Source organism: Stenotrophomonas sp. STEN046 (assembly GCF_056759755.1).
Map to the genome: position 1 here is coordinate 59,854 of NZ_JBRRDR010000017.1, position 25,105 is coordinate 84,958.

General features: G+C 67.1%; 22 protein-coding genes. 14 read left to right on the top strand and 8 right to left on the bottom strand.

The features are described from left to right. Positions 1-141: 141 nt before the first annotated feature. The 3 genes from olsF to ACVOLJ_RS10320 all read left to right on the top strand — a co-directional run bounded on the left by olsF (position 142) and on the right by ACVOLJ_RS10320 (position 3,833). Positions 142-1,851, top strand: a complete 1,710-nt coding sequence (gene olsF, locus ACVOLJ_RS10310) for a bifunctional ornithine lipid synthase OlsF (RefSeq protein WP_481564084.1) — start codon at positions 142-144, stop codon at positions 1,849-1,851. Next, positions 1,848-2,648, top strand: a complete 801-nt coding sequence (locus ACVOLJ_RS10315) for a UDP-2,3-diacylglucosamine diphosphatase (RefSeq protein ID WP_481564085.1) — start codon at positions 1,848-1,850, stop codon at positions 2,646-2,648. Before olsF ends, ACVOLJ_RS10315 begins: the two co-directional genes overlap by 4 nt. A 126-nt stretch (positions 2,649-2,774) precedes the next feature. Further along, positions 2,775-3,833: a metal-dependent hydrolase gene (locus tag ACVOLJ_RS10320; protein ID WP_481564086.1), complete on the top strand. Its 1,059-nt coding sequence runs from the start codon at positions 2,775-2,777 to the stop codon at positions 3,831-3,833. A gap of 37 nt (positions 3,834-3,870) precedes the next feature. Here the strand turns inward: ACVOLJ_RS10320 and ACVOLJ_RS10325 are convergent, their stop codons facing one another. From ACVOLJ_RS10325 to ACVOLJ_RS10345, 5 genes are all read right to left on the bottom strand, one after another. After that, entirely contained in the window at positions 3,871-4,698 is an 828-nt protein-coding gene (locus ACVOLJ_RS10325; RefSeq protein WP_475279208.1) for a methyltransferase domain-containing protein, read from the bottom strand. Between the two features lie 10 nt (positions 4,699-4,708). Further along, positions 4,709-5,704 (bottom strand): tRNA dihydrouridine synthase DusB, encoded by a 996-nt coding sequence (dusB, locus tag ACVOLJ_RS10330; protein WP_481564087.1) that lies wholly within the window; start codon positions 5,702-5,704, stop codon positions 4,709-4,711. 172 nt (positions 5,705-5,876) lie between these two features. Then, positions 5,877-6,287, bottom strand: coding sequence for a hypothetical protein (locus tag ACVOLJ_RS10335; RefSeq protein WP_481564088.1), 411 nt, complete (start codon positions 6,285-6,287; stop codon positions 5,877-5,879). Between the two features lie 139 nt (positions 6,288-6,426). Beyond that, positions 6,427-7,392, bottom strand: a complete 966-nt coding sequence (locus tag ACVOLJ_RS10340; RefSeq protein WP_475279205.1) for a ribokinase — start codon at positions 7,390-7,392, stop codon at positions 6,427-6,429. 25 nt (positions 7,393-7,417) lie between these two features. Next, positions 7,418-8,716, bottom strand: a complete 1,299-nt coding sequence (locus tag ACVOLJ_RS10345) for a NupC/NupG family nucleoside CNT transporter (RefSeq protein ID WP_475279204.1) — start codon at positions 8,714-8,716, stop codon at positions 7,418-7,420. A 193-nt stretch (positions 8,717-8,909) separates the two neighbouring features. On the opposite strand from ACVOLJ_RS10345, the gene ACVOLJ_RS10350 reads away from it, so the two are divergent. The 5 genes from ACVOLJ_RS10350 to ACVOLJ_RS10370 all read left to right on the top strand — a co-directional run bounded on the left by ACVOLJ_RS10350 (position 8,910) and on the right by ACVOLJ_RS10370 (position 14,161). Continuing rightward, positions 8,910-9,881, top strand: a complete 972-nt coding sequence (locus ACVOLJ_RS10350) for an aldo/keto reductase (protein ID WP_475279203.1) — start codon at positions 8,910-8,912, stop codon at positions 9,879-9,881. A 137-nt stretch (positions 9,882-10,018) separates the two neighbouring features. Then, complete coding sequence (gene hemP / locus ACVOLJ_RS10355) at positions 10,019-10,213, top strand: hemin uptake protein HemP (RefSeq protein ID WP_005412278.1); 195 nt, start codon at positions 10,019-10,021, stop codon at positions 10,211-10,213. A 152-nt stretch (positions 10,214-10,365) separates the two neighbouring features. Then, positions 10,366-12,552 (top strand): TonB-dependent hemoglobin/transferrin/lactoferrin family receptor, encoded by a 2,187-nt coding sequence (locus ACVOLJ_RS10360; RefSeq protein ID WP_481564089.1) that lies wholly within the window; start codon positions 10,366-10,368, stop codon positions 12,550-12,552. A 6-nt stretch (positions 12,553-12,558) separates the two neighbouring features. Next, on the top strand, positions 12,559-13,158 hold the full coding sequence (locus ACVOLJ_RS10365; RefSeq protein ID WP_475279201.1) for a Hemin transport protein: 600 nt from the start codon (positions 12,559-12,561) through the stop codon (positions 13,156-13,158). Between the two features lie 73 nt (positions 13,159-13,231). Continuing rightward, entirely contained in the window at positions 13,232-14,161 is a 930-nt protein-coding gene (locus ACVOLJ_RS10370; RefSeq protein WP_475279200.1) for a DUF6607 family protein, read from the top strand. A gap of 1,064 nt (positions 14,162-15,225) precedes the next feature. Here the strand turns inward: ACVOLJ_RS10370 and ACVOLJ_RS10375 are convergent. After that, positions 15,226-17,739 (bottom strand): ABC transporter permease, encoded by a 2,514-nt coding sequence (locus ACVOLJ_RS10375; protein ID WP_481564090.1) that lies wholly within the window; start codon positions 17,737-17,739, stop codon positions 15,226-15,228. Then, positions 17,736-18,383: an ABC transporter ATP-binding protein gene (locus ACVOLJ_RS10380; protein ID WP_481564094.1), complete on the bottom strand. Its 648-nt coding sequence runs from the start codon at positions 18,381-18,383 to the stop codon at positions 17,736-17,738. Before ACVOLJ_RS10380 ends, ACVOLJ_RS10375 begins: the two co-directional genes overlap by 4 nt. 75 nt (positions 18,384-18,458) lie before the next feature. Here ACVOLJ_RS10380 and ACVOLJ_RS10385 point away from each other — a divergent pair, with 75 nt between their 5' ends. The 3 genes from ACVOLJ_RS10385 to ACVOLJ_RS10395 all read left to right on the top strand — a co-directional run bounded on the left by ACVOLJ_RS10385 (position 18,459) and on the right by ACVOLJ_RS10395 (position 21,326). Next, a complete protein-coding gene (locus tag ACVOLJ_RS10385) occupies positions 18,459-19,103 on the top strand; it encodes an arylesterase (RefSeq protein WP_475279197.1) in 645 nt (214 codons plus the stop codon). Positions 19,104-19,193: 90 nt separating this feature from the next. Next, entirely contained in the window at positions 19,194-19,907 is a 714-nt protein-coding gene (locus tag ACVOLJ_RS10390) for a response regulator transcription factor (protein ID WP_002811889.1), read from the top strand. A 147-nt stretch (positions 19,908-20,054) separates the two neighbouring features. Beyond that, the gene (locus ACVOLJ_RS10395) at positions 20,055-21,326 is read left to right on the top strand and encodes a sensor histidine kinase (protein ID WP_475279196.1); all 1,272 of its coding nucleotides are present in this window, start codon (positions 20,055-20,057) and stop codon (positions 21,324-21,326) included. Between the two features lie 168 nt (positions 21,327-21,494). Here ACVOLJ_RS10395 and ACVOLJ_RS10400 read toward each other — a convergent pair whose 3' ends face one another. Beyond that, positions 21,495-22,193 (bottom strand): SGNH/GDSL hydrolase family protein, encoded by a 699-nt coding sequence (locus ACVOLJ_RS10400; protein WP_481564091.1) that lies wholly within the window; start codon positions 22,191-22,193, stop codon positions 21,495-21,497. A gap of 223 nt (positions 22,194-22,416) precedes the next feature. Between ACVOLJ_RS10400 and ACVOLJ_RS10405 the strand changes: the two genes are divergently transcribed. The 3 genes from ACVOLJ_RS10405 (at position 22,417) to ACVOLJ_RS10415 (ending at position 24,948) form a co-directional block, all read left to right on the top strand. Then, the gene (locus tag ACVOLJ_RS10405) at positions 22,417-22,812 is read left to right on the top strand and encodes a diacylglycerol kinase (RefSeq protein ID WP_475279194.1); all 396 of its coding nucleotides are present in this window, start codon (positions 22,417-22,419) and stop codon (positions 22,810-22,812) included. Positions 22,813-22,844: 32 nt separating this feature from the next. Further along, entirely contained in the window at positions 22,845-23,594 is a 750-nt protein-coding gene (locus ACVOLJ_RS10410) for a TerC family protein (protein ID WP_475279193.1), read from the top strand. A 193-nt stretch (positions 23,595-23,787) separates the two neighbouring features. Beyond that, on the top strand, positions 23,788-24,948 hold the full coding sequence (locus ACVOLJ_RS10415; RefSeq protein WP_481564092.1) for an MFS transporter: 1,161 nt from the start codon (positions 23,788-23,790) through the stop codon (positions 24,946-24,948). Positions 24,949-25,105 lie beyond the last annotated feature (157 nt).

A 25,105-nucleotide genomic window follows, 5' to 3' on the forward strand; every position in this document is an offset into this window, starting at 1 on the left:
GCGTGACCAGTGAAGCTCCCTGCCGGGCCCGGACGCGGCCCGCAGCGCCGTCATCATTCTGCCGCCAAACCGCCATCTGGCTGCCGCCTGCGGGGCGCAGGCTCTCGGCCAACCCGGCCGCCGGGCTGGAGGGCACAGGCCATGCAGGAACTCGAACAGCGCTTGCAGCAACGCTATCCCGATTGGTTCCACGGACGTCGTGGCCAGCTTGCCCGGCCGCTGCTGCGCAGCGTCGGCCGCTGGTCGCAGCTGGACCGTATCGAGGACTTCCTGCACCGCAATGCGGCCGTGCGGGGCTTCGATTTCGTCGCCGCCGGGCTGGAATTCATCGACAGCCGCTACCAGGTGGACCCCGCCGCGCTGGCGCGGATTCCGGCCACGGGCCGCCTGCTGATCGTCGCCAACCATCCTTCTGGTGCACACGATGCACTGGCCCTGCTGGATGCGGTCGGCCGGGTCCGTCGCGATGTACGGATCGTGGCCAATGACCTGCTGGCGGCCATCGGGCCGCTGCAGGACCTGCTGCTGCCGGTGCGCATCCTGGGCGGCCTGGCCCAGCGCGGCAGCCTGCATGCGGTGGAGCAGGCGCTGGCGGCCGAACAGTGCGTGATCGTGTTCCCGGCCGGCGAAGTCTCGCGGCTGTCGTTGCAGGGCATCCGCGATGGACGCTGGCAGCGCGGCTTCGTGCGCTTCGCCCGCGCTGCCGGCGCACCGGTGCTGCCGGTACGGGTGGAGGCGCGCAACTCGGCACTGTTCTACGGCGCCTCGACGTTGTTCAAGCCAGCCGGCACCGCCCTGCTGGCACGGGAAATGTTCGCCCGCCGCGGGCGCCCGCTGCGCCTGCGGATCGGCGCGCCGATGCAGGTGGATCAGGGAGACCCTGGTGCGCAGTTGCTGGCGGTGCGCCGTGCACTGTATGCGCTGGGCCGCAACGAGCCGGTTGCCGACGGGCACCGCAGCGGGCCCGAACCGCTGGCCGCGCCGATGCCGCCCTCGCAGGTCGCTGCCACCATCGCCGCTGCGGCGCGGCTCGGGCAGACCGCCGATGGCAAACAGATCCTGCTGGCCAGCTGCACGGCAGGATGCCCGCTGCTGCAGGAACTTGGGCGACTGCGCGAGCTGACGTTCCGCCAGGTGGGCGAGGGTACCGGCCGCAGCCGCGACCTGGACGACTTCGACCTGCAGTACCAGCACATCGTGATCTGGGACGGTGCTGCACAGCGGATTGCCGGCGCCTACCGGATCATGCGCGGCGCACATGCACTGGCGCGTCGCGGCCTGGCCGGACTCTACAGCGCATCGCTGTTCCGGTACTCCGATGATGCCATCGCGCGTATCGCCGAAGGCCTGGAACTGGGCCGCAGCTTCGTGGTGCCTGATTACTGGGGCAGCCGCAGCCTGGATTACCTGTGGCAGGGCATCGGCGCCTATCTCCAGTGCCAGCCGGGCATCCGCTATCTGTTCGGGGCCGTGTCGATCAGTGCGGCCCTGCCACGCGATGCGCGCGAGCAGTTGGTGGCCTACTACCAGCGTTACTACGGTGCGGCAGACGGGCGGGTGGAATCGAACCTGCCCTTCCAGTATTTCGCCGCGCCCCCCTGCTTTGGCGAACTGGACGCGGGCGCCGCGTTCGACGTGCTCAAGGCCAATCTGGCTGCGCTCGGTACCGGTGTGCCCACGCTCTACCGGCAGTACACCGAACTCTGCGAGCCGGGGGGTGCCCGTTTTCTTGCGTTCGGGGTCGATCCGGATTTCAGTGATTCGATCGATGGCCTGATTGAAGTCGACCTGCACGCCATCCGGCCGCACAAGCGCAAGCGCTACCTGCGCGACGTGGGGGCGCCGGCATGAGCACGCTGGTGAACCTTTCGCCGAACCGACGCGCGGTGTTCCTTTCCGACGTCCACCTCGGTTCGCGTCATTGCCATGCTGGCGAGCTGGCGCGCTTCCTGGGGACGCTGCGCTGCGAGCGGCTGTATCTGGTCGGTGACATCATCGACCTGTGGTGGATGGCGCATCGACGCGCCAACTGGCGGCAGTCGCACAGCGACGTCATCCAGGCCCTGCACGCGTTGCGCCGTGCCGGTACCGAGATCATCTACATTCCCGGCAACCACGACGCATCGTTGCGGCAGGTCTGCGGCGTGATGCTGCCGGCGATGCAGGTGCGGCGCCGCGCGATCCACACCACCGCCGACGGCCGCCGGCTGCTGGTCGCGCACGGCGACGACTACGACGGCGTCACCCACTTCGGCGGACTGCAGGAGCGCTTCGGCGACTGGCTGTACTACCGCATCCTCACCGGCAACCAGGCCTTGAACGCGGTGCGGCGCCTGCTGGGCATGCGCTACTGGTCGCTGTCCGAGTTCCTGAAGAAGCGCAGTGGTGCTGCCGAACGCTACATCGAGCGTTTCGTGCAGGCCGGGCTGGACGATGTGCGCCGGCGCGGCCTGGACGGGATCGTCTGCGGGCACATCCACCGCGCGGCGCTGATCGAGCGCGATGGCCTGGTCTATGCCAACGACGGTGACTGGGTGGAGAGCCTGACCGCGTTGGCCGAGGACCATGACGGCGCGCTGCGCCTGCTCGACCACAACGGCCAGACCCTGGTGGAACTGCCCGGCGCACGCATGTCGCAGGCGGCGTGACCTGCTTCTGTCGAGTCGACTGTCAGTCGGCTGCTTTCCGATCAGAACGCAGAAACCCCACGCTGCCCGCAGGGTCGACTGGCAGTCGCCTCTACAAACGCGCGGCCGTCGCGTTAGCATCGGCCGATGGACTCCCTGACCCAGATCGTTCTTGGCGGCGCTGTTGCCGCCGTCATCGCTCCGCCCGGACATCGCCGTGCGGCCCTGCTGGCCGGTGCCGCGCTGGGCACGCTGCCCGACCTTGACGCCCTGTGGCTGGGCTTCACCGCCGCCGACCCGGTGGCGAACATGACCGACCATCGCAGCTTCAGCCATTCGTTGCTGGTGTTGCCGTGGGTGGCCGCGCTGATCTGGTGGTTGTTCAAGCGCTTCGGCAACGGTCGGGTCGCGCAATCACCGATGCGCTGGTTCTGGGCGATCCAGCTGGCGCTGGTCACCCATCCCGTGCTGGATGCCTTCACCGTCTACGGCACCCAGCTGTGGTGGCCACTGCAGCCGCATCCGGCCATGGGTTCCAGCGTCTTCATCATTGATCCGGGCTATACCGTGTGGCTGCTGCTGGGCTGTGTGCTGGCCTGGTTCGGCCGTGCGCGGCCGTGGGCGGGCAAGGTACTCGGCGTGGCGCTGCTGCTCAGCAGTGCTTACCTCGGCTGGGGCCTGATCGCCAAGGCACAGGTCGACCGTGCCGCGCAGCAGAGCCTGGCCGCGATGGGACTGGGCGACGCGCCGCGGTTCTCGGTGCCGATGCCGTTCAACACGCTGTTGTGGCGCGTGGTGGCAATGACGCCCAGCGGCTATGTGGTGGGTGACCGCTCGCTGGTGGCCGACCACGGGCCGATGCACTTCGAGGGCCATCCGTCCAACGTGCAGGCGCTGCGCCAGGCCGACGGTATTCCTGCAGTGCAGCGCCTGCAGTGGTTCAACCGTGGCTTCATGCGTGCACAGGTCGTGGATGGCAGGCTGGTGCTGAGCGACCTGCGCATGGGCCTGGAACCGGACTACACCTTCAACTTCGCGGTGGCCGAGCAGGTCGACGGGCAGTGGCGGGCGATCACGCCCGAACAATTGCGGGTGGATTACAGCAGCCCGGCCGCACGTGCCGATGCCGGGCGCCGGTTGGCGGCGATGTGGCAGCGGATCTGGCAGGAGCCGGAGGCGGCGGACGGCGCCGCCGCGCACCCGTAGATCCACGCCATGCGTGGATGGCGTGTGCCGCGTCGGCTCAATACACCGTCGCGCGGCCCTGCACGAAGGAGTAGAAGAACACCGCATTCGGATCGTTCTGCACCAGACGGAACTCGCGGCGCATGCCTTCCACGGTGTCCTCATCCACCAGGCCGGCCTGCAGCAGCTGGTCGGCCGCCGACAGCAGCAGCTGCTCCCAGAACGCGATCATGGTCTTGCGGCGCGCCGGCTCACGGTTGTCCAGGTGGATCGTCTTGATCTCGGTATGCACATCGCGGAAGCCACCGGCCAGCAGCAGGTTGCCCAGCTTGGCACCGACGAACGGGTCGCCGCCGTGGTCGTACTGGAAGTCGTTGAAGGCCATCCAGTAGCGCCAGATGTGCGGCGAATACGGATCAAGCAGGAACGAGGCGTTCATCACTTCGGTGATGTACACCGGCGACCCCGGTGCCAGCACGCGGCGGACTTCACTCAGCACGCGCGCGGGCGAGGGCACGTGCTCCAGCACCCAGCACAGGAAGGCGGCATCGAAACTGCGTGCCTCGAACGGCAGTTCGCCGGCGTCGGCCTGCTGCAGCGTGTAGCGGTCGCTGCACCAGGGCGTGCGCGCCAGATTTTCGCGTGCGGTTTCCAGCTGGGTCTCGCTCAGGTCCACGCCGGTCACGTGCAGCTCGGGGAAGCGACGCAGCAGGATCTCGGTCTGCGCACCCACGCCACTGCCGACTTCCAGCAGGCGGCGGGCGCCGCTGTAGTCGATCTGGCCGAAGATGCTCGATTCCAGCAGGCGCGCCTGGGTCATCAGTCGCTGCTGCTCGGTGCCGGAGAATCCGTGCAGGTAGGTCGGGGAAGAAATCGGCGGCGTCATGGTGGCGAGCTCAGGCAGCGGAAGGCATCGCCGGTTCCCCGGCGATCAGGCGATCAAAGTAGTCGGTGGTCAACGCAATCTGGCTGGCGGGGTCTTCGGCACGGTTGACCACCGCACGGAACGCCGCGTTTTCCGGCCGGTCCTTGGCGTACCAGCCCAGGTGCTTGCGCGCGATGCGCACGCCCTGCGGCTCGCCATAGAAGGCGTGCAGCGCATGCAGGTGGCCGAGCAGGATGTCGCGTACTTCGCCCAGCGACGGCGGCGGCAGTTCCTCGCCGGTGGCCAGGTAATGCGCCACCTCGCGGAAGATCCACGGCCGTCCCTGCGCGGAGCGACCGATCATCACTGCATCCACGCCGGTCTGCTGCAGCACGAAGGCGGCCTTCTGCGGCGAATCGATATCACCATTGGCGATCACCGGAATACGCAGCGCGGCCTTGATCTCGGCGATGGTGGCGTACTCGGCCTGGCCGGTGTAGTGCTGGTCGCGGGTGCGGCCGTGCACGGCCAGTGCGGCGATGCCGCTGTCTTCGGCAATGCGCGCGATCAGCGGGCCGTTGCGATGGTCGCAGTCCCAGCCGGTGCGGATCTTCAGGGTGACCGGTACGTCCACCGCGTTGACCACGGCTTCAAGGATGCGCGCCACCAGCAGTTCGTCGCGCATCAGCGCTGAGCCGGCCCAGGCGTTGCACACCTTCTTGGCCGGGCAGCCCATGTTGATGTCGATGATCTGCGCGCCGTGGTCGACGTTGTAGCGCGCCGCCTCGGCCAGCTGCTGCGGCTCGGTGCCGGCGATCTGCACACTGATCGGTGCCGGTTCGCCGTCATGGTCCATGCGGTGGATCGACTTGCGGGTGTTCCAGAAGCGCGGGTCGCTGATGGTCATTTCCGAGGCGGCCAGGCCCGCGCCCAGCCGTTTGCACAGCAGGCGGAAGGGCTTGTCGGTGACGCCGGCCATGGGCGCCAGCACGACGTTGGGAGCAATGGAGTACGGGCCGATCTGCATGCGCCCATTGTAGGGCGCGGGCGCCCACGCGACCGTGTCTGGCACGGCCGGGTTAAGGCCGATCCGGACCGGTCTCATGCCGCACGGGTATCAGCAGATGCTTGACGGTTGCTTCCACCGCCCCCATGCGCAGGCGATGGTGGTGGGCTGGGTGGGGCGGAGGCGCCTGGATTCAGCGGGCGGCGCCCAGGGCGAACGCCAGGCCCAGCGCCAGGCAGGCCAGTGAGCTGAGCAGCCAGAAGCGGCGCCCGTTGTAGCCCGGGCGGAACACCGCCAGCACGAACCCCATCGCGGCGCGCAGCAGCAACAGCGTGGCGATGGCGGGTAGCACCCAGTGACTACCGGGCAACGGCGCATGCCGTGCGGCCGCCAGTGCATACAAGCCCCAGACCAGCAGGACGGCGGTGATGCCGGCTGTCATCAGGGGCGGCCACCAGTGTCCGGCCTGGGCAAGCTGGACCACCCGCTGGCCGGCACCGAAGCGTTCATACCACGAGGCACCGAAGGCGATGCAGCCGATGTGCAGCAGGGCCGCAATGGCAGTGCCGGCGGCCGCGATCAACAGCCAGGGGAATCCATTCATGTGCCGATGGTGGAAGCGGAGGCGGGTGCCGGCAATGCGTCGGATCGTCGCGGTTGATCCCTGCCCAGGGTGGCTGGCGCGCAACAAAAAGCCCGGGCATCTGCATGCCCGGGCTCGTTCATCCACGCATGGCGTGGATCTACTTCACTTCGGCGTCGGCCGGGGTGAAGCGCGGCATTGCCGCAGCCGCGCCTTCCTTTTCGGTGGAACGACCGGCGAACTGGTTGGCGAAGCGCACGTGGCGGGCGAACGGGGCGTCGGCCACCTGCGCCAGCGACGCGGCCAGCGCACCGTTGAAGGCGTCACCGGCACCGGTGGTGTCGATCGCCTGCACCTGCTCGGCACCCACGCGGTAGTACGGCTGCGTATCACCACGCAGGTTCTCGTCGGCATGCGACACGAACACGCCCACCGAACCCAGAGTCACCACCACCGTACCGTTGCCGACCAGCTTGCGGCACAGCGCATGCAGGCTGGCGCCATCCAGCGCGGCGACGTCATTGGCATCCACGCGCTCGCCCACGTGGCGGCCGAGCAGGGCGGCGAACTCGGTCTCGTTCGGGGTGATCACATCGGCCAGCTTGAGCAGGCCGATGGTCGAGGGAGCGTCGGCCGGTGCGGTGTTGAGCACGGTGGTGACACCGGCCTCGCGCGCGGTGGCCAGCGCAGCTTCAATGGTCTGCACCGGCGATTCCAGCTGCACCAGCACCACCTTGGCGCCGGTCAGCAGCGCCTGCTGCTGTTGCAGGAAGTCGGTGCTCAGTGCGGCGTTGGCACCCGGGCCGATCACGATCGTGTTGCGGCCACGGGCATCCACGTAGATACCAGCGGTGCCGGTCGGTTCGCTGCTGGCCTCGGCGATCAGTGCAAACCCATCCTGCGCGGCCAGCTCGCGGGCAGTGGCACCGCCAGCGTCATCGCCCAGCGCACACACGAAGTGGGTGTCGGCGCCAGCACGGCAGGCCGCCACCGCCTGGTTGAAGCCCTTGCCGCCGGGGCCGGTGCTGTAGCGGCCGGCAATGGTCGCACCCGGTGCCGGCAGCGACTCGCACCGCCACACGTGATCGACATTGAAGGAACCGACGACAACGACACTGCTGCTCATAGGGAATCTTTTCTCAACCAAGGGTTCAACTGAAGTGCGTCAGCACGCCGGCGATGGTCGCCGTCATGAAGGTAGCAATGGTACCGCCCAGCACCGCGCGCAGGCCGAACTTGGCCAGATCGTGGCGACGTTCCGGTGCCAGCCCGCCGATACCGCCAATCTGGATCGCGATCGAACTGAAATTGGCGAAGCCGCACAGCGCGTAGGTGGCGATCAGGCGACCTTCCTCGGACAGGCTCATGCCTGCGACCTGGCCATTCACGATCTTCGACAGTTCGGTATAGGCGACGAACTCGTTGATCACGACCTTCTGGCCGATCAGCGAACCGACGGTGGTGGCGTCCGCCCACGGCGTACCGATCACCCAGGCAATCGGGGCCAGCACGTAGCCGAAGATGGTCGACAGGTCGGTCGGCTTGCCGATCATGGCCGCCAGGCCGGTCACTTCACCGAACCAGGTCAGCGGTGCGTTCAACAGCGCGATCAGGGCGATGAAGGCCAGCAGCATCGCGCCGATGTTCAGCGCCAGCTTCAGGCCATCGCCGGCGCCGGCCGCAGCCGCGTCAATGATGTTGCTGGAGGTCTTCTCCACTTCCATCTTGACCGTGCCGCGGGTCAGCGGGGTGCCGGTTTCCGGAATCAGCAGCTTGGCCACCACCAGGGTGGCGGGGGCGGCCATGATGCTGGCAGCCAGCAGATGCTTGGCGTAGAACGCCTGCTGCACCGGGTCGCCACCGCCCAGCATGCCCACATACGCGGCCAGCACGCCGCCGGCGATGTGCGCCATGCCGCCGATCATCATGGTCAGCAGCTCGGACTGGGTCATCTTGGCGATGTACGGGCGGACCGTCAGCGGCGCCTCGGTCTGGCCGATGAACACACTGGCGCAGACGCTGGTGGTTTCCGCACCCGACACGCGCATCACCTTGGTGATCGACCAGGCCATCACCCGCACGATCGCCTGCATGACGTTGAGGTGGTACATGACCCCCATCAGCGCCGAGAAGAAGATGATGGTGGGCAGCACCTGGAAGGCGAAGATGAAGCCGTAGTTCTGGGTATCCATCAACGAGCCGAAGATGAACTTCGAGCCTTCGTTGACGAAACTCAGCACTTTCACGAAGCCCTGGCCCAGCGCGTCGAACACGTCGCGCCCGCCCGGCACCAGGATCACCAGTGCGGCAAACGCGATCTGCAGGGTGATACCGGTAGCAACCAGCTTCCAGTCCACCGCACGCTTGTTGTTGGAAAACAGCCAGGTGATGCCGATCAGCACCGCCAAACCGAACAGGCCGAAGCCGATCCTGCCCAAACCTTCGACCATCTGAGTGACTCCCCTGGGGCGTCGCGAAAAACGGGAAGCCTAGTGCAGGGCCGGGGCAGGAGCAAGGAAAAGCGCGCAGCGCGCGTCCATCGCCAGCGATCGGGCCAACAACGGCAAGGGGTTGCGGCTGCCGGGGCAGGTAGAATGGATGCTTGATCCCGGCCCGTATGCGGGCCCGCAGCAGGAGAATCGCATGCTCTACCGTCGCCTCGGCTCCACCGGCCTGCCGGTTTCCGCCCTGTCCTTTGGCGCCTGGGTGACCTTCGGCGACCAGGTGCCGCGCGACGAGGCCCGCAACCTGGTGGCGGCGGCCTGGGATCACGGCATCAACTTCTTCGACAACGCCGAGGGCTATGCCAATGGCCGCGCCGAGCAGGTGATGGGCGATGTGATCGCCGACCTGCGGTTGCCGCGCGACGGGTTCTGCGTGTCCAGCAAGGTGTTCTTCGGCAGCGCCAAGGACCCGCGGCCAACCCAGCGCGGCCTGTCGCGCAAGCACGTGACCGACGCCTGCCATGCCGCGCTCAAGCGCCTGCGGGTGGACTACCTGGACCTTTATTATTGCCATCGCCCGGACCCGGACGCACCGATCGCCGAGACGGTGCATGCCATGGACACCCTCGTCCGCCAGGGCAAGGTGCTGTACTGGGGCACCTCGGAATGGTCGGCCACGCAGATCCAGGAAGCGGTGGACATCGCCGCCCGGCACAACTGGCAGGCACCCTCGATGGAGCAGCCGCAGTACAACCTGCTGCACCGCGAGCGCGTGGAAGTGGAGTACGCACCGCTCTACGCCACCGCCGGGCTGGGCACGACGATCTTCTCGCCGCTGGCTTCGGGCCTGCTCAGCGGCAAATACGATGATGGCATTCCAGCCGACGCGCGGCTTGGCCGCGAGGGCATGGGCTGGCTGCAGGATCTGGTGCTGGGCGACAACGCCACCGTGCGCCTGGCCCAGGTACGCCGCTTCAGCGCGGTGGCGCGCGATCTCGGCCATGCCCCGGCCAGCCTGGCGATCGCCTGGTGCCTGCGCAATCCGAATGTGTCCAGCGTGATCCTCGGCGCCAGCCAGGTCAGCCAGCTGCTGCAGAACCTGCAGGCGCTGGCGACGCTGGAGCAGGTGGACGAGGCTGGCTGGGCCCGGGTGGAAGCCGCCTTCGCCTGACGTTGGTTTTGATAGATCATATCTATCGAATTCGCGATTTCGATCATAAATTCCATCAATGGAATTGAGAATGGTTGTTGATTGTCAACTGAGAATCATTATCATTTAACTCGTCCCTCGCACGAGTCCAGATGCTCATGAATGCTCAACCTGTACTGCTGCGCCCCGAAACGCTGACCCTCCGCGATCGACCGGTCCGTGTCGTTCCGCCGGAAGAGGTCATCGACAGCGAAGCCCTGCTCAAGGGCCGTCGTGAAATCCTGATCCAGCACGGTGACCGCTTCTACCGTCTGCGTCATACCAGCAACGACAAGCTGATCCTGACCAAGTAACGCGGTCTGGTCGCCCGCCTCCCTCCCTCCTGCCGGCGTTGTCGGCAGGGTGGGCGACCCGTCCGCTCCCGCTCTCTCCCCCTCGGTCTACCGTTTACGTCTGCATGGCGTGGCGGTGGCCGGGGGTTCCCCTGCCTGACTGATCGATGCCGATGACCCGCCCGAACGCTCTTTCCATTGCCCTGTGGATGGCTTTGCCGCTGTCTGCCCATGCTGCAGCCGATACCGCGACCGATGCACGCCAGGTCGATCGCGTGCAGGTCACCGCCACCCGCACCGAGCGGGCGGTCAGCGATGTCGCCGCCACCGTCGATGTGATCGACCGCGAGCAGATGGACCGGCAACTGGTGCATGACCTCAAGGATCTGGTGCGTTACGAGCCAGGCCTGTCGGTCACCCGCAGCGTTACCCGCTTCGGCCTGGGCGGCATCCGCATCCGCGGACTGGATGGCAACCGGGTGCGCATCCAGACCGATGGCATCGCCATGCCGACCAGCTTCAACATCGGCTCGTTCTCCAATGCCAACCGCAACTTCACCGATCTGGATACGCTCAAGCGCGTGGAGATCATGCGCGGCCCGGCCAGTTCGCTGTATGGCTCCGATGCGCTGGGCGGCGTGGTGGCCTTCGTCACCAAGGATCCGGCCGACTACCTGGAAGACGGCAAGAACAGCTACGTTGGGCTGAAGTTCGGGTATGACGGCGAATGGAAGGGCCTGTTCGGCGGCGCCACCACTGCCTTCGGTGGCGAACACTGGAGTGGCCTGGTCAACGTCAACCACCACCAGGGCCAGGAAACCGACAACAAGGGCGACGTGCGCAGCGCCGACAACACGCGCACTGCCGCCAACCCGCAGGACCGCGACGGCCGCAGCCTGCTCAGCAAGCTGGTGTATGCGCCCAGCGAGGACCAGCGCTTCCGCCTCACCGTGGAAGGCAATGAAGACAACACCGACACCAACGTGCTGTCGGCCATCGACCACACCACCACCACCGGCATGAAGGCGCGCGACAAGCAGACGCGCGGCCGCGTGTCGTTCGCCCATGAAATGGATGCGCTGGACAAGGGCTTCGCCGACAGCCTGCATTGGCAGGTGTATGCGCAGAACAGCGAGACCACCCAGCGCACCGACGAAGCGCGTGCCAACGGCAGCACCCGCCATCGCGAGTTCAGCTTCGACCAGCGTGTATATGGCCTGCAGGCGGTGTTCAACAAGGCCTTCAGCACCGGCAGTGTCGAGCATGCGTTGACCTATGGTTTTGATGGCGCGCGCACCGAGATCCGCCAGAAGCGCGATGGCTACCAGGTCAGCAACCGCGGCGTGGTCAGCACGACGATCCTGCCCGACGCCTTCCCGGTACGCGATTTCCCCATCAGCAAGACCACCGAGCTGGGCCTGTATGCGCAGGACGAAATGCGCATGGCCGATGGCCGCCTGTCGCTGGTGCCCGGCGTGCGCGTGGACCGTTACGAGCTGAAGCCGGAACTGGACAGCATCTTCGCCGATGACAACCCGGGTGTGGCGGTGTCGCAGCTGAAGAAGACCAGCGTGTCGCCGAAGCTCGGCATGGTCTGGCGTTTCAGCGACGAATGGTCGCTGTTTGCAGGCTACTCGCGCGGCTTCCGTTCGCCGCCGTACAACGACGTCAATCTCGGTTTCACCAACGTCATGTTCGGCTACACCGCCATTCCCAATCCGGACCTGAAGCCGGAAACCAGCGATGGCGTCGAACTGGGCCTGCGTTTCCTCACCCCGGCCGCGTACGTCAGCCTGAGCGGCTACTACAACGACTACAAGGATTTCATCGAATCCACCCGTGACGTCGGCCGCAACGCGCAGGGCCTGACCGTGTTCCAGTCGCAGAACATCGCCGATGCCCGCATCTACGGTGCCGAACTGAAGGCCGGCGTGGACTTCGGCGAACTGTCGCCGGCGCTGCAGGGCTGGGCGCTGCGCAGCGCGGTGGCGTGGTCGCGTGGTGACAACAAGACCGAAGACCTGCCGCTGGATTCGGTCGACCCGCTGCGTGGCACCGTCGGCCTGATGTACGACGCGGACGCGTGGGGCGTGGAACTGGCGGGCACCTTCGTCAAGCGCAAGGACCGGCTGGCCAGCGCCACCGCATTCCGCCCGGCCGGCTATGGCGTGCTCGATCTGATGGCGCACTGGGATTTCGCACCGGGTGCGACCTTCAACGTCGGCGTCTTCAACCTAGCCGACAAGCGCTACACCGAGTGGTCCACGGTCGGTTCGACCCTGGCCACCGGCAGCCGCGTCACCGATCGTTTCACCAGCCCCGGCCGCACGTTGTCGGCCAGCCTCGCCGTTTCCTGGTAACCGCCCATGAGCCGAGCATTGTCCGCACGCAGGAATGACGTCACCCAGGCACCGCATGGCGCCGCTTGGCCGACGCCCATGCAACTGGCCACGCTCGGCACCGTGTTGTGCCTGTACCACGCCGATGGCAGCGAACTCGGCGGCTGGCGGCAGGCGGTGCGCGTGCATGCCTGCCAGGGTGTGGACAGCGAAGGACTGCGCGAAAGCCTGTGCTTCCTGGACGCGCGCGGTCGTTGCGTGTGGCGGCTGTACCTGTTGCCCGACAGCGATTTCCTGGCCTGGGACCGGCTGGTCGCCGCGTTGCCGCCTGGCCCGGAACACGACGCCGATGGCAGCGTTGGCGAACGCCTGTGGCGACGCCTTGCCGGCCACCTGGGGGGGCAGCGCTGGCGCCTGTGCGCGCTGCGCCTGCACGCCGCCGACGATGGCCGCACCCTGGCCGCCAGCCTGTCTGCCCTGTCATCGCTCGGTGCGGCCACCGCGCGCCGCATCGCCCGGCTGGAAAGCGCCGAAGGCGAGCTTTCGATTGATGACTGCTGCTGCGCCGAGGCCGCCCGCCGTCCCGCACCACGTGCCGCAGGCGATCTGCCACTGGTACGTCTGTGAGTTGAACCTCATGGAGTGATCACGGCCACGGACCGGCCACCCAATGACCCTGAAACCCTCAAGGAAAGCCCAGATGAAGTTCCAGACAGCCAGCGTGATGCTGCTGCTTGCCAGCAGTGGCGCAGCCAGCGCGCAGCCCGCCGACATCGCCCGCGACCACGACAGCATCCTGGCCATGCAGGGGCAGTACAGCGTGGACTTCGCCTTCGACGAAACCGTGCTGCTGAAGCCCGGTTACGAGCGCGCCCCGGCCATGCGCAGCGGCGGCGACGAAGTGGTGGTGGTGGTCGAAGACACCCCCACGCGCATCGTGCTGCAGCACCTGCTGGTGGACAGCAAGAGCGGCCACGTGACCAAGCACTGGCGCCAGGACTGGGTGTACGAAGCGCCGAACCGCTTCGAGTTCAGTGCCGACCAGACCTGGCAGGTGCGCAGCATTCCGGCGGCGATCAACCAGGGTGCCTGGACCCAGTGCGTGTACGAAGTGAGCGATGCGCCGCGCTATTGCGGCACCGGCAAGTGGAGCTACGGCAACAACGTCCCCAGCTGGACCAGCGACCTGAGCTGGCGCCCGCTGCCGCGCCGTGAGTACACCAAGCGCAGTGACTACAACGCGCTGGCCGTGATCAACCGCCACACCCTGACCCCGAACGGCTGGACCCACGAGCAGTTCAACACCAAGGTGCAGCGCAACGCTGATGGCAGCCAGGTCGAGATTGCCCGCGAGTTCGGCTTCAACGACTACATCAAGACCACCGAGGTCGACTTCACCCCGGCGCTGGATTACTGGAAGGCCACGGCCGGCTACTGGGCCAAGGTCCGCCAGCGCTGGGACGGCTTCCTCGGCCAGGCGCCGGGCGTGCACCTGAAGACCAAGCTGGACGGCATGGCGATGATCATCCCGCTGTTCACCCAGGCCGAGGAGATCCAGGCCGGCAAGACGGTGAAGGACAAGCAGATCGACGAAGTGTTCGCCAAGTACGTGGAAAAGGCGCCGAAGTAAGGCCAGCGGTGGAGTCGAGCGCTGCTCGGCTCCACGACCGCATCCACGCACGGCGTGGGTCTACTGAGCCGACCCTTGCTTTGGTAGGTGCCCAGCTTGCTCGGCACGCTCTTCGCCGGTGATCGCACACCGCATCCACGCACGGCGTGGATCTACCGAGCCGACCCTTGCTCTGGTAGGTGCCGAGCTTGCTCGGCACGCGCTTCGCCGGTGATCGCACACGCATCCACGCACGGCGTGGATCTACCGAGCCGACCTTTGCTCTGGTAGGTGCCGAGCTTGCTCGGCACGCGCTTCGCCGGTGATCGCACACGCATCCACGCACGGCGTGGATCTACCGAGCCGACCTTTGCTCTGGTAGGTGCCGACCTTGCTCGGCACGCGCTTCGCCGGTGATCGCACACGCATCCACGCACGGCGTGGATCTACTGAGCCGACCTTTGCTCTGGTAGGTGCCGAGCTTGCTCGGCACGCTCTTCGCCAGTGATCGCACACCGCATCCACGCATGGCGTGGATCTACTGAGCCGACCTTTGCTTTGGTAGGTGCCGGGCTTGCTCGGCACGCTCTTCGCCGGTGATCGCACACCGCATCCACGCATGGCGTGGATCTACCGAGCCGACCCTTGCTCTGGTAGGTGCCGAGCTTGCTCGGCACGCTCTTCGCCGGTGATCGCACACCGCATCCACGCATGGCGTGGATCTACCGAGCCGACCCTTGCTTTGGTAGGTGCCGAGCTTGCTCGGCACGCTCTTCGCCGGTGATCGCACACCGCATCCACGCATGGCGTGGATCTACCGAGCCGACCTTTGCTCTGGCAGGTGCCGAGCTTGCTCGGCACGCTCTTCGCTGGTGATCGCACACCGCATCCACGCATGGCGTGGATCTACCGAGCCGACCTTTGCTTTGGTAGGTGCCGGGCTTGCTCGGCACACTCTTCGCCGGTGATCGCACACCGCATCCAGCATCGGGAACGCAGCGGACAACCGTCCGCGCTTCCGTTGGTGCTGATCGGGTGGGGCGCGCAGCATGGCGCCCGCCCCACCCGTGTGTGTCGCGATCGCCTTAGGCCTCGCGCAGTGCCAGCGCCGGCGGCGTATGCAGGATGGTCCGCGTACCCCACCAGCCGGCCAGCAGGCTCAGCCCGATGCCCACCAGCCCGCCCAGCAGCAGGCCGGGCCATGGCGGCAGCAACGGCAGCTCGAACACCTTCTGCGAAACCACCACGCCGATCACCGCCGCCGCACCCACTGCAAGCAGCGCGGCCAATGCACCCAGCGTGCCGAACTCCACCAGCACCGCACCACGCAGCTGGCGTCGGGTCGCGCCCAGCGTACGCAGCACCGCACTGTCGTAGCGGCGCTCACCTGCGGTGGACTGCAGCGCGGCCAGCAGTACCAGCACCCCGGCCAGCAGGCTGAACACCATCACCAGCTGCACGGCCTGCGCCACCCGTTCCATCACACCGCGCACCTGCGAGATCACCGCATCCACGTCCAGCAGCGACAGGTTCGGTTGCGCACGCACCAGCGCGCCCAACCCGGCGGCGTTGCCCGCAGGAAGGTGGAACGCTGAAAGCAGGTTGTGCGGGGTATCGCCCACCGCGTTGGGATTGAGCAGCACGAAGAAGTTCGGCCGGAAGGTGTTCCAGTCGGCCTTGCGGACACTGGTGACGGTGAACGCACGTTCCTGCTCGCCCACCGCAATGGTGATGCGGTCACCCGGATACACGCCGTAGCGCTTGGCCCAGCCGATCTCCACCGACGCTTCGGCAGCCGTGCTGTCGGCCTTCCAGAAGGTGCCGTTGACCAGCGTATTGGCCGGTGGGAAGGTGCTGCGCCAGCTGAAATTCAGCGGTCGGTTCTCGTCATCGTCCTCGCGCTGACCCTCGCCGCGTGCATCGTTGTCGCCGCCGGGTGTGCGGTCCACGCGCAGTGGTGGCTTGCCGTTGATCGCAATCAGGCGGCCGGTCGCCATCGGTTCGATGCTGGCGTCATCGGCGCCCAGTCCGCGCAGCGTTGCCAGCACGCTGTCGCGCTGTTCGGGCTGGATGTTGATCAGGAAGTAATTCGGCGTGTCGGCAGGCAGGCGCTCACGCCATTGCTGCAGCAGGCCGGGTCCGATTACCGCCAGCAGCAGCAATGCGCACAGCGACAGCGACAGCCCCACCAGCTGCATCACCGCCAGCATCCGCCGCCGGGTCAACGCGGCAAGGCCCAGCCGCCAGTTGCCGTGCAGGCGGTGCTGCAGGCCGCGCAGCAGCTGCAGCAGCAGGAAACCGGCGCCGCCGGCAGCCACGGCCAGCGCGGCCAGTCCACCCAGCACCCACAGCGCCAGTTTCAGGTCGCCGGTCACCTGCACCGCCAGCACCAGGCTGGCCGCCAGCGCCGCCACGTAGGCCAGCAGCGAGGCCGGCGGCAACGTGGCGAAGGAGCGGTTGAGCACGCGCATCGGAGGCACGCCGCGCAGGCGCAGCAGTGGCGGCAGGCCGAAGCCGAACAGCAGCAACAGGCCGATGCCCGCGCCGGTCAGCGCCGGCATCGCCTCGGGCAGCGGCAGGCGTTGCGGCACCAGGCTGCCCAGCACCTGCACCAGTCCTTCCTGCGCCGCCATGCCCAGGCCAATGCCGATCGCACAGGCCGGCACGGCCAGCATCAGCAGCTGCAGGGCCAGGCCAGCCAGGATGTCGCGTTGACGCGCGCCCAGGCAACGCAGGATCGCCACCTGGTCGATGCGGCGCAGGGCGAACCGGTTTGCCGCCAATGCTGTCGCCACACCGGCCAGCAGCACCGCCAGCAAGGCACTCAGGCCAAGGAAGCGGCCGGCCAGGTCAAAGGCCTGGCGCACGCCGCGCTGGGTATCGTCGATGCCGAGCAGGCGCATGCCCTTTACCTGTGGCAGCAGCCACTGCCGTAGTGCGGCGATGTCGGCGGCGGGGCCGGCGAACATCACCCGGTAGTTGATGCGGCTGCCGGGCCCCAGCAGGCCGGTGCCATCCACATCGGCACGGTTGACCAGCAGGGTGGGGGACAGCGTCAGCAGATCGCCGCCGGTATCGGGTTCCGATTCGATGATGCCGGCAATGCGCAATGTTCCCGCACCGAATTCCAGATCGTCGCCAGCCTTCAGCCCCAGCGCCTGCAGCAGGCGCGGATCGGCGTAGGCCTGGCCCCGGGCCGGCATGCCGGCGCCGGCGATCAGCGCGCCCCCAGGCGCGGCCCGCACGCGCAGTGTGCCGCGCAGCGGGTAGCCGGCTTCCACCGCCTTGATGCTGGCCATCTGGCTGGCGTCGCCCTGGAACAGCACACTGCCGAAGCTGGCCAGCCGTGTGTGCGCAAGGCCACGCCGTTGGGCTTCTTCGCCAAACAGCGCAGGCGGTTCATCGCGCCCGGCAACGCCCAGGTCGCCGCCGAGCATTTCTGCTGCACTGCCGGTCAGCGCCAGATTGACCCGGTTCACCAGCGTGCCCACCGCCGTCATCACCGCCACGCCCAGCACCAGCGCAGCGAAGACGGTCAGCAGGTCGCCAGCCAGGGCTTCGCGGCGCAATGCGCGCCACGCATGCCGCAGCAGGTTCATGCCTGCACTCCGTGTTCCACCGGCTGCAGGCGGCCGTTGTCGATGCGGTGGATGTACTGGCAGCGCTGGGCCAGGCGCAGGTCGTGGGTGACCAGCACCAGGGTGGTGCCGCTGCCGGCATTGAGTTCGAACAACAGGTCACTGATGTGCTGGCCGGTGGCCTGGTCCAGCGAGCCGGTGGGTTCGTCGGCAAACAGGATGCGCGGGCGGGTGACGAACGCGCGGGCCAGCGCCACGCGCTGCTGTTCGCCGCCGGACAACTGCCGTGGGTAATGACGCGCGCGGTGCGAAAGACCGACTGCCGCCAGCACCTCATCCACCCGCGCACGGTCCTCGCGTCCGGCCAGCTCCAGCGGCAGCGCCACGTTCTCGGCGGCGGTCAGCGCCGGCAGCAGATGGAAGCTCTGGAACACGAAGCCGACTTCGCGCGCGCGCAGCTGAGCGCGCGCTTCCTCGTCCAGTGCAGCCAGATCCTGGCCGGCCAGCGTGATGCGGCCGCGGCTGGGCAGGTCCAGTCCGGCCAGCAGCCCGAGCAGGGTGGTCTTGCCCGAACCGGAGGCGCCGACGATCGCCGCGCTGGTCCCTTCATGGACGGTCAGGGTGATGTTGTCCAGTATGTGGACTTCACCCTCCGGGCCATGCACGGATTTGCCGACCTGGTCGACGGCGATGGCGACGGGCGCGCTGCGGGGGGACAGGCTGTCGATGAGGAGACTCCAATGCGCAAGACAGGATGGAGCCGGCAAGCCGGCGCGATGTTGCTGCTGATGCTGGGGGTGCTGCTGGTGCCGGCACTGGCAGTTGCCAAGGCGCCGGCCGGCACGGTGCTGGTGCTCGGTGACAGCCTCAGTGCCGCCCACAATATCCCGGCCGATGCCGGCTGGGTCAGCCTGCTGCAGCAGCGGGTCAGGCAGCAGTCGAAAACCCCGCCACGCATCGTCAACGCCAGCATGAGCGGGGAAACCACCGCGGGGGCGTTGACCCGCCTGCCAGGCCTGCTGGCCCGGGAGAAGCCCAGCGTGGTGGTGATTGCCCTGGGCGGCAACGATGCGCTGCGCGGGCTCACCCCGGTGCAGGTGCAGGGCAACCTGGGAAAGATGGTGGAGGCCAGCCAGAAAGCCGGTGCCAAGGTGCTGCTGCTGGGCATCGACGTGCCCCCCAACTACGGCCCTGGCTATCGGCAACGCCTGGCGGCGGCCTATCGCGCGCTGGCCAGCCAGTACAAGGTGCCGCTGCTGCCGTTCCTGCTGGAAGGGGTGGCCCTGCAGCCGGGATTGATGCAGGCCGATGGGCTGCATCCCACCGCGCAGGCGCAGCCGAAGGTGCTGGACAACGTGTGGCCGTTGCTGAAACCGCTGCTGTGAGTACGCCATCGCTTTTTCGTTGACGCAGCTTCACATCGCGTGCACCGTCAATCGGGCATGTTTCACAAAGCTGAAGAAAAAGGGATTCTCATGCGTCAGACGAAGGAGACTTCCGGCTTGGTGCTGGTGGTCGAAGACAACCGCAATATCTCCGAGATGATCGGCGAGTACCTGGAAGGCCGTGGCTTCGAGGTGGACTATGCGCAGGATGGCCTGGACGGCTACCGTCTGGCTGCCGAGAACAGCTACGACGTGGTCGTGCTGGACCTGATGCTGCCGCGACTGGATGGCATCGAAGTATGCCGCCGGTTGCGCAACGATGCGCGCAAGTCGACCCCGGTGCTGATGCTGACCGCGCGCGACACGCTGGACGACAAGCTCACCGGCCTGGGTTTTGGTGCCGATGACTACCTGACCAAGCCGTTCGCCATCCAGGAACTGGAAGCCCGCCTGCGCGCGCTGATCCGCCGCGAACGTCGCCAGGTCGGTTCGGAAGTGCTGAAGGTGGCCGACCTGGTGCTCGATCCGGTCAGCATGCGCGCTACCCGTGCCGGCACCGAGCTGCAGCTGTCGCCGATCGGCCTGCGCCTGCTGACCATCCTGATGCGCGAATCGCCGCGCGTGGTCACCCGCCAGGAAATCGAACGCGAGATCTGGGGCAACGGCCTGCCCGATTCAGACACCCTGCGCAGCCATCTGTACAACCTGCGCAAGATCATCGACAAGCCGTTCGACCGGCCGCTGCTGCACACCGTGCAGAGCGCGGGCTATCGCATCGCCGATATCGCCCAGCCGATGGCCTGATCGACGTCGTGCCGGTACAGCAGCACCGGTACGGCGGTGGTCGGCAGGGAAGGGGGGAAGATTCCGCCGACCCGGTCATCATCGTCCATGCACGAACACGGCACAGCGCGCTGCCTATAATTGCAGCGCTCTGACCGGGACATCGCAATGCCGCACGGCCTGCCGCGCAAGATCCGTATCGCCTTCATCCTGCAAGCCGTGTTGGCCAGCCTGGGCATCCTGCTGGGTGCCTGGCTGGTGTCGCTGGTGATCAAGCACAGCCTGGTCGGCGCCGCCCTGCGCGAAGAAGCGGCCTATTACTGGACCCTGCACGAGGCTTCGCCCGTGCAACCGCCTCCCAATACCCAGAACATCCGCGGCTACCTGCTGGAACGCGGGCAGTCCAGCCTGTCGCTGCCTGCCAACCTGCGTACGCTGGAACCCGGCTTCCACGAACTTCCCGACGATGACCAGCTGGTGCTGGTCGATGCCCGCGAGCAGGGCCGGTTGTACCTGGTGTTCCTGCGCTCGCGCGCGGAGATGCTGGCATTCTGGTTCGGCATCGTGCCGGTGCTGCTGACCCTGCTGGCGGTGTACGGCGCCTCGTGGATCACCTACCGCGCCTCCAAACGACTGGTATCACCGGTGAACTGGCTGGCGCGCCGCGTCTCGCGCTGGGACCCGGGTCATCCCGAAGCCGCCGATCTGGAACCGGACAAGCTGCCCGCAGACATGCAGGGCGAGACGCGCCAGCTGGCGGCAGCGCTGCATTCGCTGGCCAACCGGGTCACCGCGCATGTGGCGCGCGAGCGCAACTTCACCCGCGATGCCAGCCATGAACTGCGTACGCCGCTCACGGTCATCCGCGTGGCCAGCGACATGGCGCTGGGCGATGACAGCCTGGAACCACGCCTGCGCCGCAGCCTGCAGCGCATCCAGCGTGCCGGCCGCGATATGGAAGCGGTGATCGATGCCTTCCTGATCCTGGCCCGCGAGGCCGATGTCGAACCCCAGGTCGAACTGTTCGACGTCAACGATATCGTGCGCTACGAGGTCGACAACGCCAACGAACTGCTGGTCAACCGCCCGGTGGCGGTGCACCTGCACAGCGACGGACCGGTGCAGCTGCATGCACCGCCGCGGGTGCTGCAGGTGGTGGTCAGCAATCTGGTACGCAATGCCTGCAGCTACACCGACGAAGGCCGGATCGACGTGCAGGTGCTCAACGATCGCGTGGTGGTGCGCGATACCGGCATCGGCATGTCGGCCGAAGCCCTGTCACGTGCGTTCGAACCGTTCTACCGCGCCGAACCGAGCCGCCCGCAGGGAACGGGGCTGGGGTTGTCGATCGTGCGCCGGCTGTGCGATCGCTTCGGCTGGAAGGTCAGCCTGGAAAGCGAGCCCGGCAAGGGCACCGCCGCGACGGTTGTTTTCCGCTGAGGGCCGGGCTGCGCCCGGCCTTCGACAGGTTACCGGCTGCTGATTTCCATGCCACCGACCGATCAGTAGATCCACGCCATGCGTGGATTGAACCAACCGTAGATCCACGCCATGCGTGGATGGGCGTTTCCGGTAGTGCCGGCCGCTGGCCGGCAACCTCGGGATCAATCAGTTGCAGTTGACCTTGGGCGCCAGCGCTTTGGTCCAGATCGCATAGCCGGCCGGCGTCATGTGCAGCATGTCTTCGCGGAACAGCGATGCATCGGGCTGGCCGTCGGCTCCAAGCATCGGCGTGTAGACGTCGGTGTAGCCGGTGTTGGGCAGCTTCGCCAGCGCCACCCGGATCATCGCGTTGGCATCGTTGATCGCCGGCAGCAGGTGCGCCCGCGACGGGCTGGGCTTGATCGACACGTACTCGACCTTTGTCCTGGGCAGGTCGCGGTGCACGCGCTGTACGAAGGCAACCACATCGTCGCGCACCTGGGTGGCGCTGCGGCCGCTGTTGAGGTCGTTGTCGCCGGCGTAGAAGAACACCTTGCAGGGCGCATACGGCACGATGGCCTGGCCGGCATACCAGGTGCTGTCGCGCACCTCCGAGCCGCCGAAGCCACGGTTGAACACCGGTTGCCCGGGGAAGTCACGGGCCAGGCTGTCCCACATGCGGAAGGACGAGCTGCCGATGAATTCGATGCCGCCCTTGGGCGGCGGCGCGGTGCGGTCAGCTGCGGCGAATGTCGCCATATCCCCGGCCCAGGCGACGTTGGAGACCTGTTCGGGTACCCGCGGCGGTGCCGGCGGGCTCAGCGCCTGGGCCAGTGGCGCGGCCAGCAGGCCAAGGAGGATCAGGCAGGTGCGGGGATGGGCCATCAGGCGCTCCGGCAGGGCAGGGGGTATCCATCATAGGAGCTGGCCTGGCGTCGCGCTTGGCCGTGACGGGCCATTGGCCCGGGCCCCGGAGCGGGGTCCGGGGGTGCCGTTGCCGCCCTTGTGGCAAAATGGGGGCCATCTGCCTATCCCTGTGCACCCATGATTCCCTGCCGTGCGTCTGAGCGGTCGCTGCGCCGCGCCCCTGTTGCTGGTTGTTCCTCCCGTGGCTGATCAGTTCGGCCACATGCCCCGCGGCCCGCGCCGCATCTTCCAGGCTGCCCGTTGGTCCTGGCAGGGCCTGCGTGCTGCCTGGCTGCACGAATCCTCGTTCCGGCTGGAGGTCTACCTTCTGGTGCTGCTGGCGCCGCTGGCGCTGTGGCTGGGCCAGACACCGGTCGAGCGCGCATTGATGATCGGCTCGATGCTGCTGGTGCTGGCGATGGAACTGGCCAACTCGGCCATCGAGGCGGTGATCGAGCGCTACGGCGCGGAGATCCACGAGCTGGCCGGTCGCGCCAAGGACATGGGTTCGGCAGCGGTGTTCGTGCTGATGATGAACGTGCTGCTGTGCTGGGCCCTGGTGCTGGTGCCGCGGTTGTTCCCGGCCGGCGCCGCCTGATCCTTCTTCCTCCCCCTTGTTGAAGACTTCCCATGTCCCTTGAGTTTCTCGCCGATCCCAACGTCTGGTTGACCTTGTTCACCCTGAGCGCGCTGGAAATCGTGCTCGGCATCGACAACCTGGTGTTCATCTCCATTGCCGTCAGCAAGCTGCCCGAGCATCGCCGCCCGTTCGCACGCAAGCTCGGTATCGCCGTGGCCTGCATCACCCGCATCGGCCTGCTGGTATCGCTGGCCTACCTGGCGCACATGGAAGCCAACCTGTTCACCGTGGCCGGCATGGGCATCTCCATCCGCGACCTGGTGCTGATCGTCGGCGGCCTGTTCCTGATCATCAAGGGCTGCATGGAGATCAGGGAAATGATCACCGGTGGCGAGGATGAAGACCCGAGCACCACCAAGACCTCGGCCGTGTTCGGCTATGTGATCGCGCAGATCGCCGTCATCGACATCGTGTTCTCGCTGGATTCGGTGATCACCGCTGTCGGCATCGCCGACCATGTGCCGGTGATGGTGGCCGCGATCCTGTTGTCGGTGGCGGTGATGCTGCTGGCGGCCAACCCGCTGGGCCGATTCATCGACGCCAACCCGACCGTGAAGATGCTGGCCCTGGCCTTCATCCTGCTGATCGGTGCGGTGCTGATCCTGGACGGCCTGGACGTGCACGTGCCCAAGCCCTACATCTACGCCGCGATGGGCTTCTCGGTGCTGGTGGAGTGGTTGAACCTGCTGATGCGCCGCCGCGCACGCGAGCACCACGTGCCGGGCGCCGGCAACTGGTAAGCACTCTCCCGAACCCCCGGCCAGCGCCGGGGGTTCTGCGTTATGCGGCACGCTTTGCCCGGCGGGGCGGTTTCCGTCAGCTGTGAATCGTGGTCAACAGTGTTTTCCCGGGGCGAGGCTTACTCCCGGCCGGCAAAGCGCGCAGGCTACGCGCTCATTTTCCACAGGGCCTGCCCCCACGCAGGCAATCCCCATGAATTCCAGAGCCGCCTTGCTCGCCCTTGCTGTCGGTGCATTCGCCATCGGCACCACCGAGTTCACCCCGATGGGTCTGCTGCCGGTCATTGCCAGCGGCGTCGGGGTCAGCATCCCAACCGCTGGCATGCTGATCACCGCCTACGCGGTGGGCGTGATGCTGGGCGCACCGGTCATGACCCTGCTGATGGGCCGCTTCGGCAAGCGCACCGCGCTGATGCTGCTGATGTCGATCTTCATCGTCGGCAACCTGCTGTCGGCGTTGGCGCCCAGCTACGGACTGCTGCTGTTGTCACGGCTGGTCACCAGCCTCAACCACGGTGCGTTCTTCGGCATCGGCGCGGTGGTTGCCGCCAGCCTGGTACCGAAGGAGAAGCAGGCTGCGGCGGTAGCGACGATGTTCATGGGCCTGACCATCGCCAACATCGGCGGCGTGCCGCTGGCCACCTGGGTCGGCCAGCAGCTGGGTTGGCGCCTGGCCTTTGCCGGCACCGCCGTACTCGGTGTGGTTGCGATCAGCGCGCTGGCGATGGCACTGCCGCCCTCAGCGGCAGGACCGCGCCCGGATGTGCGCCGCGAGCTGAAGGCGATCGCGCAGCCGCAGGTGCTGCTGGCGATGGCCACCACGGTGCTGGGTGCTGGTGCCATGTTCACCCTGTACACCTACGTGGCACCGGTGCTGACCGAGCTGACCGGTGCGTCCAACGCCTTCGTGGCGATGTCGCTGGCACTGATCGGCATCGGCTTCACCTTCGGCAATGGCATCGGTGGCCGCATGGCCGACTGGTCGCTGGATGGCGCCACCCGGATCCTGCTGGCGGTACTGGCCGTGCTGATGTTCGTGCTGCCGCTGGCTTTCATGAATCACGCGACGGCGGCGCTGGGTGTACTGCTGTTCGGCGCGGCGACGTTCGCGATCGTGCCGCCGTTGCAGATCCGGGTGATGCAGGCGGCCAGCGAGGCGCCAGGCCTGGCGTCGTCGATCAACGTCGGTGCGTTCAATCTCGGCAATGCGGTGGGTGCGGCATTGGGCGGGGCGGTGATCAGTTCGGGCCTGGGCTATGCCGCCATTCCGGTGGCGGGTGGCCTGTTGGCCGCATCGGGCCTGCTGCTGGCATGGCTGGGGCGTCCCCGCGCTGCGTTGGCTGAGACTTGCTGAGCGGTGGTGGGTTCCGGCAGGGCTTGCAGCCCTGCACCTGCCGAAGCAACAGCGTGCATTCCGTGGGATGGCGGGGTGGGTCCGGTTGAGGGGGGCGCTGCAAGTACGTCCATGTAAGCTCGGTCGCCGCATCCATGCGGCTCACGCCCCCTCAACC